The 13668-nt window shown below is 62.9% G+C and carries 12 protein-coding genes; 5 read left to right on the top strand and 7 right to left on the bottom strand.

The window, feature by feature from the left end; genetic code table 11:
- Positions 1–139: 139 nt before the first annotated feature.
- The 3 genes from BLO97_RS05380 to BLO97_RS05390 form a co-directional block, all read right to left on the bottom strand.
- Entirely contained in the window at positions 140–1735 is a 1596-nt protein-coding gene (locus BLO97_RS05380; RefSeq protein ID WP_063323947.1) for a GMC family oxidoreductase, read from the bottom strand.
- A gap of 84 nt (positions 1736–1819) precedes the next feature.
- Positions 1820–2365, bottom strand: a complete 546-nt coding sequence (locus tag BLO97_RS05385; protein WP_092345222.1) for a twin-arginine translocation pathway signal protein — start codon at positions 2363–2365, stop codon at positions 1820–1822.
- 27 nt (positions 2366–2392) lie between these two features.
- A complete protein-coding gene (locus BLO97_RS05390) occupies positions 2393–3823 on the bottom strand; it encodes a coniferyl aldehyde dehydrogenase (RefSeq protein WP_092150042.1) in 1431 nt (476 codons plus the stop codon).
- Positions 3824–3971: 148 nt separating this feature from the next.
- Between BLO97_RS05390 and BLO97_RS05395 the strand changes: the two genes are divergently transcribed.
- Both BLO97_RS05395 and BLO97_RS05400 read left to right on the top strand, forming a co-directional pair.
- Positions 3972–4643 carry a TetR/AcrR family transcriptional regulator gene (locus BLO97_RS05395; RefSeq protein WP_003206524.1) on the top strand — a complete coding sequence of 224 codons (672 nt, stop codon included), beginning with the start codon at positions 3972–3974 and terminating at the stop codon, positions 4641–4643.
- Positions 4644–4676: 33 nt separating this feature from the next.
- A complete protein-coding gene (locus BLO97_RS05400; protein WP_092221393.1) occupies positions 4677–5531 on the top strand; it encodes a sulfurtransferase in 855 nt (284 codons plus the stop codon).
- Positions 5532–5663: 132 nt separating this feature from the next.
- On the opposite strand, the gene BLO97_RS05405 is transcribed toward BLO97_RS05400, so the two are convergent.
- From BLO97_RS05405 to BLO97_RS05420, 4 genes are read right to left on the bottom strand one after another with little or no spacing between them, the layout of a single operon-like run.
- Complete coding sequence (locus BLO97_RS05405) at positions 5664–6662, bottom strand: hydrolase (protein ID WP_092150090.1); 999 nt, start codon at positions 6660–6662, stop codon at positions 5664–5666.
- Between the two features lie 31 nt (positions 6663–6693).
- Positions 6694–7305, bottom strand: coding sequence for a 16S rRNA (guanine(966)-N(2))-methyltransferase RsmD (rsmD, locus tag BLO97_RS05410; RefSeq protein ID WP_092150048.1), 612 nt, complete (start codon positions 7303–7305; stop codon positions 6694–6696).
- Entirely contained in the window at positions 7305–8795 is a 1491-nt protein-coding gene (locus BLO97_RS05415; RefSeq protein ID WP_092345224.1) for a M16 family metallopeptidase, read from the bottom strand. Before BLO97_RS05415 ends, rsmD begins: the two co-directional genes overlap by 1 nt.
- On the bottom strand, positions 8788–10143 hold the full coding sequence (locus BLO97_RS05420) for a M16 family metallopeptidase (protein WP_092345226.1): 1356 nt from the start codon (positions 10141–10143) through the stop codon (positions 8788–8790). The genes BLO97_RS05415 and BLO97_RS05420 overlap by 8 nt, the downstream gene beginning before the upstream one ends.
- Positions 10144–10487: 344 nt before the next feature.
- On the opposite strand from BLO97_RS05420, the gene ftsY reads away from it, so the two are divergent.
- From ftsY to ftsX, 3 genes are read left to right on the top strand one after another with little or no spacing between them, the layout of a single operon-like run.
- Positions 10488–11921 (top strand): signal recognition particle-docking protein FtsY, encoded by a 1434-nt coding sequence (ftsY, locus tag BLO97_RS05425; protein ID WP_092345228.1) that lies wholly within the window; start codon positions 10488–10490, stop codon positions 11919–11921.
- Complete coding sequence (gene ftsE / locus BLO97_RS05430) at positions 11918–12589, top strand: cell division ATP-binding protein FtsE (RefSeq protein WP_003177474.1); 672 nt, start codon at positions 11918–11920, stop codon at positions 12587–12589. Before ftsY ends, ftsE begins: the two co-directional genes overlap by 4 nt.
- Positions 12586–13608 (top strand): permease-like cell division protein FtsX, encoded by a 1023-nt coding sequence (gene ftsX, locus BLO97_RS05435; protein ID WP_092345230.1) that lies wholly within the window; start codon positions 12586–12588, stop codon positions 13606–13608. Before ftsE ends, ftsX begins: the two co-directional genes overlap by 4 nt.
- Positions 13609–13668 lie beyond the last annotated feature (60 nt).

A 13668-nucleotide genomic window follows, 5' to 3' on the forward strand; every position in this document is an offset into this window, starting at 1 on the left:
TATTCAGATGTTCGGTAAGCCCGTGGCGAGGGAGCTTGCTCCCGTTTGAGCGCGAAGCGCTCACAAAATGGGTCTGCTGCGCAGCCCAGCGGGAGCAAGCTCCCTCGCCACGGGTTCGTTGTTTTTTTCAATAAATGGTTCATGGGTTTTTCAGGCGTTCGGCCAGGGCCGTCGCTAATTGCGCGGTCAGCCCGTACACCGATAATTGCGGGTTGGCGCCGATGCTGGTGGGGAACAGCGAGCCGTCATGGATCGACAGGTTGCCCAGTTGGTGATGGCGGCCAAGGCTGTCGGTGACAGCGGTTTTCGGGTCTTCCCCCATGGCGCAACCGCCCATCACGTGGGCGCTGCCCAGGCGTGTGCGGTACAACGCCAGGTCGAGTCCGTCGATCAGTGTGCGGGCTTCGGCCAGGGTCTTAACGTAGCGGGCATCGCTGTGCAAGGGCATGACCGCCTTGGCGCCGCCGGCAAACTGGATTTCGGCCATGCTGTGGAAGGCCCGGCGCAAGCCATCCCAGGCATACGGTGTAACGGGATAATCGAGCACGGGGGTGCCGTCGCTGCGCAATTCGACGCTGCCGCCGGGGCTGTCCGGATGAAAGCCGTCGCGCAACAGTGCCAACATGGCGTGGGTATGGGGCAGTCGGGACATATGCAACGCGTTCTCGGGACCGAACCCGCCCAATAGCGTCGCGGCCAGGGCCGGGTGCAAGGGCGGGACTTCAAGCTTGTAGGACATTTTGCCGGTGGTGCCGTCCTGCCATTGGAAATGATCCGAATAAATCGATTGCGGCGCGCCGTAGAACGGGTTGATGACCTCGTCGAATTGCCCGGCGGACATGTTCACCAGATGCAGGAAGGTGCGTTTGCCCAGGCGTCGATGTGGATCCGGCGCATCGGAGCGCAGCAGCAGGCCTGGGCTGTTGATGCCGCCGCCCGCCAACACATAATGCCGCGCCTTGACGGTGATGCGCCGCCCTGTCGGCGCCACGCAACGCTCGTCCATGGCTTGGCACTCGAGGCCGATGACGGCATCGTTTTTGATCGTCAGACGCTCGGCCCGCGCCAGGTAAAGCAGCGCGCCGCCCTTGTCCAGCGTGGCCGGGATGGTGGTGACCAGCATCGACTGCTTGGCGTTGGTCGGGCAGCCCATGCCGCAATAGCCCAGGTTCCAGCAGCCGCGTACGTTGCGCGGGATGACGTGCCAGGCGTAGCCCAATTGTTCACAACCTTTGCGGATCACGTCGTTGTTGGCATTGGGCGGAATCAGCCACGGCGCCACGCCCAGGCGTTGTTCCATCTGCGTAAACCAGGGCGCCATTTCAGCGCGGCCGTGGCCTTTTACGTTGTGCTCGGCAGCCCAGTGGTCGAGGGTCTGGTCGGGCGTGCGGAAGCTGGAGGTCCAATTGATCAGCGTCGTGCCACCGACGGCCCGGCCCTGGAGAATGGTGATGGCGCCGTCCTTGCTCATGCGCCCGAGGCCTTCCTGATACAGGCTGCTGTAGGCCTGGTCTTCGAGCAGCGTGAAGTCATGACTGGTCTTGAGCGGACCTTCCTCGATCAGCAACACGCGGTAGCCGGCGGCGCTGAGGATTTCGGCCGTGGTGCCGCCGCCAGCACCGCTGCCGACGATGGCCACGTCCGCTTCCAGGGTCAGGTCCTGGGTCAGTTGCGCACCGTTGTAGGTGGTCCAGCCACGGGCCAGGCCTTCGCGGAAGGGATCGGGTACGGGCATGTGCAGGGTTCTCTTATTATTATGGATGGACGATGAAGAACCCTGTGGGAGTGGGCTTGCTCCCACAGGAGTTGGGCCTGGCTTTCAAATCTTGGGCGGTCCTGGATACCCGCAGTGCGCCCAGGCTTCGGATTGGGTGTACCAGGCCATCATCACCAGTTGCAGCAACGAGCTATGGCCTTGACGCAGCAGATCCAGCGAACTGTTTTCCCACCGCCCGAGGAACTGGTGGATGTCATCGGCACTGGCGTTTTCCCACGAGCCCCAGACCCCGGTCAGCGGCCCGCGGGTAATCCCCAGCGTGAGCACGTCGAACAGTTGGCGCGTGAGTTTGAGCATGGTGGGGGACAGGTGGGCCAGGCTGCTGTCCAGGCTTCGCAGGGTCGCGTCCGTGGCGGTGCTAATCTGTCCGGCGGCCACTGCGCCGTCCAGCATCACGGGGATGACGCTGCGTAAAAATGGCAGGTCGCTGTCGCGCAGGGCCGCCAGGCCGTTGCTCGGTTGGCTGGGCGAACAACCGCTCAAGTTGGCGCCCAGGCCGACGGTGGCCAGGAAGGCGCTGGCGCCGAGGCTGAACTTCAGCAGGCCGCGCCGTGACAGCGCGGGTGTATCGGTGAGGCTTGGGTTCATTATTGTTATTACCCGGGAAGAGGCGCGTCAGCGGACAAACAGCTTCTGGATCAGTTTCTGCAAAGGCTTGCCGTAGGGCGGATAAATCAGCTTCGCGGCGTTGAATCGCTGTTTGGTCAGCACGCCCTTGGCCTTGCTGAAGGTCAGGAAACCCTCATGTCCGTGGTAATGCCCCATTCCCGAGGGCCCGATGCCGCCGAACGGCAAGTCGTCCTGGGCGACGTGCAGCAGCGTGTCGTTCAGGCAGACACCGCCGGAATGGGTTTCATGGAGTACACGGTTCTGTTCGGCCTTGTTGTAGCCAAAGTAGTAGAGCGCCAGCGGGCGGGGGCGCTGATTGATGTAGGCGAACGCCTGATCCAGATTGTCATAGGGCACGATGGGCAGCAGCGGGCCGAAGATCTCGTCCTGCATGACGGTCATCTCGTCGCTGACGTTGAGCAGCAGGCTGTGGGCCATGCGGCGGTCCTGGCCCTGGTCGAACAGTTCGATCAGCAGCGCGCCCTTGCTGGTGGCGTCGCTGATGTAGCCGTTGAGTCGCGCCAGCTGTCGTTCGTTGATGATTGCTGTGTAGTCCGGGTTGTTCGCCAGGGTCGGATAAAACCCGCGTACCGCCTCGCGATAGGCCTCAACGAACTCGCCGACGCGATTCTGCGGTACCAACACGTAGTCCGGGGCGACACAGGTTTGCCCGGCATTCAGGGTTTTGCCGAAGGCAATGCGTTCGGCGGCATCCTTGATGGGGATATCGACCGACACGATGGCTGGCGATTTCCCACCCAGCTCCAGAGTGACCGGGGTCAGGTTTTCGGCAGCGGCCCGCATGACATGCTTGCCGATGCTGGTGGCGCCGGTGAACAACAGGTGATCGAAGGGCAGCTTGGAAAACGCCATGCCGATTTCCGCCTCGCCAAGCACCACGCAGACCAGGTCCTGGGGGAAGACCCGGGCCAGCAATTGCTTGAGCAGCAAGCCGGTCGCCGGTGTCGATTCGCTGAGCTTGAGCATCACCCGGTTGCCCGCAGCCAATGCCCCTACCAGCGGCCCGATGGCCAGGAACAGTGGGTAGTTCCATGGCACGATGATGCCGACCACGCCCAACGGCTGATAGATCACTTTGGCCGATGCCGGTTGAAAGGCCATGCCCACCTTGCGCCGGGAGGGTTTCATCCAACCCTGGAGATGTCGGCTGGCGTAATGGATACCGTGCAGGCTCGGCATCAGCTCGGCCAGCAGTGTTTCGTCGGCGCTGCGGTGGCTGAAATCCTGGCTGATGGCGTCGATCACGGCTTGTCGTTCGTTGCTCAATACCTCGCGCAGTGCCTTGAGCCATTGTCGGCGCTGTTCGGCCGGTGGCATTGGATGGGCGGCGTAGGCCTGGCGCTGGGCATCGAAGAGCGACCGCAGCTCGTCCAGTTGTTGTTGAGACTCGTGCAGGTAGGCAACGTCGGCAGGCATCGTCGGGCACCGGATATTATTAGAGTGGGTGTTTTCTAGAGCTTATACTCTAGAAAGTCAATGGCATCCGTAACGGCGATGGGTTTTTCCTGTGACCGATAGGTCGTAAGATGCCGATCAATGCCTTCGTCGAATTAAAGCCCAAACCATGGCCCCACGAATGAAAACCAGCGAGCGCATCGTGCAAAACAGCCTCGAGCTGTTCAACCAGCAAGGCGAGCGCAGCGTCAGCACCAACCACATTGCCGCCCACATGGACATGTCCCCAGGCAACCTCTATTACCACTTCCCCAACAAGCAGGCGATCATCGCCGTGCTGTTCAGTGAATACGAGAACCTGGTGGACAGCTTCCTGCGCCCGCCCCAGGGCCGTGCGGCCACGGTGGAGGACAAGCGCTTCTATTTGCAGGAGCTGCTGGCGGCCATGTGGCGCTACCGTTTTCTGCACCGGGACCTGGAACATCTGCTTGACAGCGATCCGGACCTGGCGGCGCGCTATCGACGGTTTTCCCAGCGCAGCCTGATCCACGGCACCGCTATTTATGAAGGTTTCGTTGCCGCCGGCATCCTGAAGATGGACCGGGTGCAGATCGAGTCCCTGACCCTCAATGCCTGGATCATCCTCACGTCCTGGGTGCGGTTCCTGTGCACCACGCGGGAAAACTTCAGCCACCTGAGCGAGCAGGCCATCAAGCGTGGCGTGTACCAGGTACTGGTGTTGGAGGCCGGTTTCGTGACCGATCAGGCCCGCGAAGAGGTGGATGCGCTGTTCAAAGAGTATTACGTCCCCCTGGCCCAGACCCTGGAGGAAGGGCAGTAGGACCGACCCCCGACTTAGCCACAGGAGTTCACCATGCCCATTGCGCAACTCATCAGCCCTCAAGCCCTCGAAGAGCGGCGATCACAGCCGGGGCTGGTCATCCTCGATTGCCGTTTTGCCCTGGAAGACCCGGATTATGGCCAGCGCAGTTATGCCGAAGGCCACATCGCCGGTGCGTCGTTCGCAGACCTTGAACGCGACCTGAGCGGGGCGGTGACCAAAGGCGTGACCGGGCGTCATCCGCTGCCGGAGCCGGGGGCCTTGATCGAGCGCCTCAAGGCCTGGGGAATCGATAACGACAGTGATGTCGTGCTGTACGACGACGGTCCCGGCGCCTATGCCGCGCGGGCCTGGTGGTTGCTGGCCTGGCTGGGCAAGCGCGATGGCGTGCACATCCTCGACGGTGGGCTCAAAGCCTGGCATGCCGCCGGCTTGCCCTTGAGCCTGGATCCGCCGCAGAACAGTCGCGGGAACTTCAGCGGGGCACCGGATGAGAGCTTGGTGCTCAGCGCCCAAGCGCTGCAACAACGCCTCGGCCAACCGGACATGACCCTGCTGGATGCCCGGGCGTTGCCGCGTTTCAAAGGTGAAGTCGAGCCCATCGACCCGATAGCCGGGCATATCCCGGGCGCCCAGTGCGCGGCGTTTACCGATAACCTGGGCGCCGATGGGCGCTTCCTGCCGGCCGACCAGCTCAAGCAGCGCTTCGCCGAAAAACTGGGCGAGCGCTCGCCCACCGACCTGGTGGCCTATTGCGGCTCCGGCGTGACGGCGTGTCATAACCTGTTTGCCTTGTGCCTGGCCGGGTATCCCTTGGGGCGGTTGTACGCGGGCTCGTGGAGCGAGTGGATCAATGATCCCCAGCGGGGCGTGGCGAAGGGCGAGTGATGTGATTGGCCAGGGCGCTTTTGTGTGGCGAGGGAGCTTGCTCCCGCTGGGCTGCGAAGCGGCCCCCCTCAGGTGAGTGCTGCGCACTCAAGCGGGAGCAAGCTCCCTCGCCACAGAAAACCAAGCCACGGTTCAGCCCCGACCCAGATGGGCCAGCCATGTCGGAATCCGCCGCTCCAGGTAATACCCCGGGCGCCGCAGGGTTCCGTCGACAAACCCCACATGCCCGCCCCGGGCGTGCAGTTCAATCCGGGTCGAGGCGGATAATTCGTCCGGTTCTGGCAGGCTGTGAGGGAACACAAAAGGATCGTCGGCGGCCTGGATGACCAGGGTCGGCGTGCAGATGCCCGCCATGAAATAACGGCTGGAGGCACGGCGGTAGTAATCCGCGGCATCGGAGAACCCGTGCAGTGGCGCCGTCACCCGGCCGTCAAAGTCCCAGAAGGTGCGCATGTTTTCCAACGGGCCAAGCGCTGCCAGGGTCGCCAAGCCTTCGTGGCGTCCGTCGTGCTGGAACTGACGTTGCTTGTTGCGTACATAGGCCACGAGCTGGCGCATGAAATGCGCCTGGTAGAACCTGGAGAATCCTTGGCCGATGCGATCGGCACACTGGTCGAGGCGAAACGGCACCGAGACCGCCACCGCCCCTTGCAACTGGCTGTCGCGGCCGGTTTCCCCCAGATGCTTGAGCAGCACATTGCCGCCCAGTGAATAACCCACCGCAAACAGCGGTGCCAGGGGGCGGCGGGCGCGCAAATGGGTGATGGCGGCGGCGAGGTCTTCGCTGACGCCCGAGTGATAGCTGCGGGGCAGCAGGTTCGGCTCACCCGAGCAGCCACGCCAGTTCAAGGCCGCACTGGCCCAACCCTGGCGACCGAGAGCCTGTTGCAGTCCGGCCACGTAAGGTGAGTTGGAAGAGCCGGTCAGCCCGTGAAGCACCAGCACCAGTGGTGCCTCGGCGCTGTGGGGGCCGTGCCAGTCAAGGTCGAGGAAATCACCGTCTTCCAGCCACAGGCGCTCGCGTTGGCGCTCGATGTGTGTGGTCTTGCGCCATAGCGGACCCCACAAAGTCTGCAGGTGTGGGTTGCCAAGGCCCGGGGCGGGGACGAAACGCTCAGATGCGGCGGACATCATTATTGTTCTCGATGCACTGGTCAGCCGTTCAGTCAATGTCCTTTGCCAAACGCTGCCACAACGCGTAATACACCCGTCCGGATTTCTGCTCGCGATGCAAGCGCCAATTGCCCGGCAAGCCCAAGGTGGACGGGGCGGTCTCGCTTTCAGTGTAGACCCAGGCATCCTCGGCCAACCACTGACGTTCCTCGAGCAAGGTGCAGACCGTCGGCAACAGGTTTTGGTTGAAAGGTGGGTCGAGGAACACCAGGTCGAAAGGCGTTGCCGGTTGGCTGTCCAGGTAGCGCAGGGCGTCGGCGGTCTGCACCTGGCCGACGGTGCAGCGCAGGGTGCCCAAATGTTCTTTCAGGCTGGAGACAGCCAGGTTGCTGGCGTCCAGCGCCTGGCCCATGGCGGCGCCACGGGACAGGGCCTCGAGAAACAGCGCGCCGCTGCCGGCGAACGGGTCGAGCACCCGGGCACCCGCCACGTAGGGTGCGAGCCAGTTGAACAGGGTTTCGCGCACGCGGTCCGGCGTGGGGCGCAGGCCCGGGGCGTCCGGGAAGCTCAAGCGCCGGCTGCGCCATTCGCCGCCGATGATACGCAACTGGTTCACACCGTTATGCACGGGTTTCTTGCTGGAATTCGATGGGCGGGCCATTAGTGCTCCGGAACTCCGAGCGGCTGCTCGGCAGGTTTGTCAGTGGGGGGCGGCAGCGGCTTTTGCGGCACGCTCGGGCCGGCGGTGACGATGACCATTTTGTCGGTGCTCAGGTGCTTGTTCAGCGCGGCCTTGACCTGATCGACCGTCAGTTCCTGGGACTGACGCATGAAGTCCTCCAGGTAGCTCAGCGGCAAGTCATAGAAGCCCATGGCGCCAAGCTGGCCGACGATATCGGAGTTGCTGGCAGTGGACAGCGGGAAACTGCCGGCCAGCTCGCGCTTGGCGTCATCCAGCTCCTTCTGGGTCGGGCCATTGGCGAGGTAATCGGCGAAAACCTCTTGCACCAGCTTCAGCGTGCCTTCACTCATCTCGGCGCGGGTCTGCAGGTTGATCATGAACGGGCCCCGGGCCTGCATCGGCGTAAAGCCGGAATACACGCCGTAGGTCAGGCCACGTTTTTCCCGCACCTCGGTCATCAGTCGGGTACCGAAACCACCGCCGCCAAGAATCTGGTTACCCAGGGAGACGGCGGCAAAGTCCGGGTCGTCCCGGTCGATGCCCAGTTGCGCGAGCATCAGGTTGGTCTGCTTGGATGGGAACTCGATGTGCTGGACGCTTGCTTTCGGCTCCACCGGCGCCGGGGTTTTCGCCAGGGCCGGGCCCTTGGGCAACGCAGCGGACACCTGGCTGGCGACCGCTTCGGCCTCGGCGCGGGACAAATCCCCCACCAGTGCGATCACCGCGTTGCCGGCGGTGTAGGCCTTGGCGTGGAATGCCCGGGCCTGGGCCAGGGTGATCGCTGGGATGCTTTGCGCGGTGCCGTCGCTGGAATGGGCGTAGGGGTGATCGCCATATAGGCGCTTCATCAGCTCCAGGCCCGCCAGTTTGCCGGGGTTCTGTTTCTGGTACTCGAAACCGGCGAGCATCTGGTTCTTGATGCGGGCGAAGGAGTCGGCAGGAAAGGTCGGTTTGCCGACGACTTCGGCGAACAGCTTCAACGCCGGCTCACGCTTGTCGGCTGCGCTGAGGCTGCGCAGGGACGCCACGGCCATGTCGCGGTAGGCGCCGTTGCCGAAGTCTGCACCGAGGCTTTCGAAACCTTGGGCAATGGCGCTGACGTCCTTGCCGGCCACGCCTTCGTTGAGCATGGCGTTGGTCAGCAGCGCGAGGCCAGGGGCGTCTCCGTCCTGGCTACTGCCGGCGGCGAAGGTCAGGCGCAGGTCGAACATTGGCAATTCGCGGGCTTCGACGAACAGCACCTTGGCGCCGTCGGCGGTTTTCCAGGTTTGCACGTCGAGCTGGCGGTGGCTGGGGGCTTTACCGTCCAGTTCCGCCAACGATTGCAGCTTGTTGCCGGACTTGGCGTTATCCAATGCCTGGCTGGCGGTGACGTCGGTGGTCGGCGACAGATAGAACGCCAGGGAGCCGGCCAGGACGATGAGCGCCAGGCCGATCAATACCGGGCGCCGTGATTTGCGCTCACTCATGAGCTTTCTCCTCGGGCAGGACATGCGCAACGCTCAGGCGCGAGCGGGTGAAATACAGCTGGGCTGCCTTCTGGATATCTTGCGGAGTCACGCTTTGTAGTTCAGCGAGTTCGGTGTCCATCAGCTTCCAGGACAAACCGACGGTCTCCAGCTGGCCGATGGCGGTGGCCTGGCTGGTGATCGAGTCGCGCTCATACACCAGGCCAGCGATGACCTGGGCGCGCACGCGTTCCAGCTCTTCGGCAGTCGGGGCGGTGGTCTTCAGTTGATCGAGCAAGCGCCAAAGCCCTGCCTCGGCCTGGGCCATGGTTTTGTTTTTCTGGGTATTGGGCGCCGCCGACAAGGTGAACAGCGAATCCCCACGGGTGTAGGCGTCGTAGTTCGACGAGCCGCCGGACACCAGTTCTTCGCCGCGCTCCAACTGGGTCGGGATCCGACCGCTGTAACCGCCGTCCAGCAAGGCGGAGATCAGTCGCAGGGCATTGACCGAACGCTTGTCGGTCGCCGTGGCGATGCTCGGGACATTGAAGGCCAGCATCACGCTGGGCAGTTGGGTCTGCACATGCAGGGTGATCTGGCGCTCGCCGGGTTCGGCCAGCTCCAGGGGGATTTTCGCGACGGGCACCGCGCGCCGTGCAATCGGGCCGAAATAGCGCTGGGCCAGGGCCTTGACCTCATCCGGCGTCACATCGCCGACCACCACCAGGGTCGCATTGTTCGGGGCGTACCAGGATTCGTACCAGTGGCGCAGCTCGCCGACGGTCATCCGGTCCAGGTCGGCCATCCAGCCGATGGTCGGCGTGTGATAACCGCTGGCCGGGTAAGCCATGGCCTTGAAGCGCTCGTAGGCCTTGGACATGGGCTTGTCGTCGGTGCGCATGCGGCGTTCTTCCTTGATCACTTCGATCTCGCGGCTGAACTCCTCCGGCGGCAGGCGCAGGCTGGCCATGCGGTCTGCTTCCAGTTCGAAGGCCACGCCCAGGCGGTCGCGGGCCAGCACCTGGTAATAGGCGGTGAAGTCATCGCTGGTGAAGGCGTTCTCTTCGGCACCGAGGTCGCGCAGGATCAGTGACGCTTCGCCGGGCCCGACTTTTTCGCTGCCCTTGAACATCATGTGCTCAAGGGCGTGGGACAAACCGGTCTGGCCTGGCGTTTCGTAGCTGGAGCCAACCTTGTACCAGACCTGGGAGACCACCACCGGCGCACGATGGTCTTCGCGCACGACGACTTTCAGGCCGTTGTCGAGGGTAAATTCGTGGGTGGGTTGTGGATCGGCAGCCAAGGCTGAAAAGGGCAGACAAACTGTGCTGAGCAGCAGGCCTGCGGCGCGGCGGGCAAGAGCATTCATTCGTGTTTAAACCTGTTGGGTTGCCTGCTTCGCCTTAGCCTCAGCAGGCGAGGAGGTGCTAGGATACTGATCCGTTTTACTGGCGGCCACGCCTATCGGGCCTTTTATCGGCCCGGGGTTGTCTGGGTTCCCCGGAGAAATGTCGGGTTTACTCGTTGATCCCGGCGTTTTCGCCGATGATGCCGTACCAGTCCTTCGAAAAAATCGACTTTGGGGCGTCCTGGGGACGCTTCGACAAAATGTTGCGCGTGAACAAGCTGGATCAAACGCAGTCTGTTCAGCATTGAATATTTATCACCGAGGCGCCCTTGTGGCGCGTCGCTACCGTGAGATAGCCGTCCTCCATGTTTGGTTCCAACGACGACAAGAAGACCCCAGCTGCGGCTGGCGAGAAAAAAGGCCTGTTCGGATGGCTGCGCAAGAAGCCGCAGGAAACCGTCGTCGAACAGCCACAACCGCTGCCTGAATCCGCCGCCGAGGCAGTGGCCGAAGAAACCGCGCCCATCGTCCTGCCGATTGCCGAGCCGGTGCTGCAGCCGATCGAGCCTGAGCCCGTTGTCGAGCCGGTGGCCGAGCAGCCGCTGACCCCGCCCGCCGAGCAAACCCCCTGGCTGACCTTGCCGGTGGCGGAAGAACCGGTCGCGCTGGTCGAGGAAACGGCGCCGCATGTCACCCCGCCGATTCCAGCGCCGACGCAGGTTGTCGAGGCGCCAGTCATCGACGCTGTCGTTGAGCCGCCGGTCGCCGTCGTTGCGCCCGTGGTTGCGCAAGCCGCACCTGAGTCGGCACCTGCGCTGTTGGAAACCATCGCCCCCGTCGAGCCCGTCCGTAGCACCGAGGAAAACAAGGTCGGTTTCTTCGCCCGCCTCAAGCAGGGCTTGTCCAAGACCAGCGCCAGCATCGGCGAAGGCATGGCCAGCCTGTTCCTGGGCAAGAAAGTCATTGATGACGAATTACTGGAAGACATCGAGACCCGCCTGCTGACCGCCGACGTCGGTGTCGAGGCCACCTCGGTGATTATCCAGAGCCTGACCCAGAAGGTCGCGCGCAAGCAGCTGACCGACGCCGATGCACTGTACAAATCCCTGCAGGGCGAGCTGACCAGCCTGCTCAAGCCGGTGGAAAAACCGCTGGTGATCGCCTCGCAGAACAAGCCGTTCGTGATCCTGGTCGTCGGTGTCAACGGTGCTGGCAAGACCACTACCATCGGCAAGCTGGCGAAGAAGCTGCAGCTCGAAGGCAAGAAAGTCATGCTGGCCGCCGGCGACACCTTCCGCGCCGCCGCCGTCGAACAGCTGCAAGTGTGGGGCGAACGTAACAAGATCCCGGTCATCGCCCAGCACACCGGCGCGGACTCCGCTTCGGTGATCTTCGACGCCGTGCAGGCCGCCAAGGCCCGTGGCATCGATGTGTTGATTGCTGACACGGCCGGTCGCCTGCACACCAAAGACAACCTGATGGAAGAATTGAAGAAGGTGCGCCGGGTGATCGGCAAGCTCGACGCCGACGCACCCCACGAAGTGCTGCTGGTGCTGGACGCCGGTACCGGCCAGAACGCCATCAACCAGGCCAAGCAATTCAACCAGACCGTCGAACTGACCGGGCTGGCCCTGACCAAACTCGACGGCACCGCCAAGGGCGGGGTGATTTTCGCCCTGGCCAAGCAATTCGGCCTGCCCTTTCGCTACATCGGCGTGGGTGAAGGCATTGACGATTTGCGCACCTTTGAAGCCGAGCCCTTTGTCCAGGCACTGTTTGCCGAGCGGGAGCACTCATGATTCGTTTCGAACAGGTCGGTAAACGCTATCCGAACGGTCACGTCGGCTTGCATGAGCTGAGCTTTCGGGTCCGTCGGGGCGAGTTTCTGTTTGTCACCGGCCATTCTGGTGCCGGTAAAAGCACCCTGCTACGCCTGCTGCTGGCGATGGAGCGGCCCTCCACCGGCAAACTGCTGCTGGCCGGCCAGGACCTGAGCACCATCAGCAATGCCCAGATCCCCTACCTGCGACGACAGATCGGCGTGGTGTTCCAGAATCACCAGTTGCTGTTCGATCGCACGGTGTTCAACAACGTCGCGTTGCCGTTGCAGATCCTGGGCCTGTCCAAGGCCGAGATCATCAAGCGCGTGGACTCGGCCCTGGAGCGTGTGGCCCTGTCGGACAAGACCGACTTGTACCCGGGCGACTTGTCCACGGGTCAGCAACAGCGCGTCGGCATCGCCCGTGCCATCGTCCATCGCCCGGCCTTGCTGCTGGCGGACGAACCCACCGGTAACCTCGACCCGCGCCTGGCGGCGGAGATCATGGGCGTGTTCGAAGACATCAACCGCCTGGGCACCAGCGTGCTGATTGCCAGTCACGACCTGGCGCTGATCGCGCGCATGCGTCACCGCATGCTCACGTTGCAACGCGGTCGATTGATCGGTGACGGGGAGGCTGGCGTATGAGTGCGACTCGCAGCCCGAAAGTGGCCGAACGCGTGGCCCCGAAGGCCTCCGATCCGCAGCCGCAAAAGAAAAAACGCGACGATGATGACGGGCCGGACTTCGCCACGCTGCTGCGTGCCTGGATCGAAAGCCATCGCGCCAGCCTGCTGGACAGCCTGCGGCGCCTGGGCAAGCAACCCATAGGCAGCTTCTTTACCTGCATGGTGATGGCGGTTGCCCTGAGTCTGCCCATGGGGCTGTCATTATTGCTAAACAATGTCGAGCGCCTGGGCGGTTCCTGGCAGCGCGCGGCGCAGATTTCCCTGTACCTGCAGATGGACGCGAGCCCCGGTGAAGGCCAGGCGCTGCGCGAGCAGATCAAGGCCATGCCGGGCGTAGCCGATGCCGAATACATCGGGCGCGAAGAGGCGCTTGAGGAGTTCCAGCAGCAGTCCGGCCTGGGCGAAGCCCTCAAGGAGCTGCCGGAGAATCCGCTACCGGGCGTGGTGCTGGTGACGCCGAATGAGGTCGACAAGCCGACCCTTGAAGCATTAAGACAAAGACTTTCCGAGTTGCCGAAGGTACAACAGGCGCAACTTGATCTAGTCTGGGTCGAGCGTCTTGCGGCGATCCTCAAGCTCGGCGACCGGTTTGTCTTCGGTCTGACGGTGCTGCTGGTTTCTGCATTACTTTTGGTGATAGGCAATACCATTCGTCTTCATATTGAAAACCGCCGCACCGAGATAGAAGTGATTAAACTCGTCGGCGGTACGGACAGTTATGTACGCAGGCCCTTCCTTTATATGGGGGCGCTGTATGGCTTCGGTGCCGGGATTCTATCCTGGGGCGTATTGGCGTTTGGCCTGGACTGGCTGAACGATGCGGTTGTGGGGCTGGCCGGTTTGTACGGCAGTGATTTTGCGCTGGCCGGAGTGCCAGTCGCCGACGGTCTATCGCTCTTGCTTGGCGCGGTGCTGTTGGGTTATATCGGTGCATGGATTGCGGTCGCACGCCACTTGCGTGAGCTTGCGCCAAAATAGAGTTTTTTTGCGCGTATTGACCTTTCGGTTTTTGTGGGAACTTGTCCTACGGTTCCCGGT

Origin of the sequence: Pseudomonas sp. NFACC05-1, assembly GCF_900100135.1 — a bacterium.
GTDB lineage: Bacteria > Pseudomonadota > Gammaproteobacteria > Pseudomonadales > Pseudomonadaceae > Aquipseudomonas > Aquipseudomonas fluorescens_Q.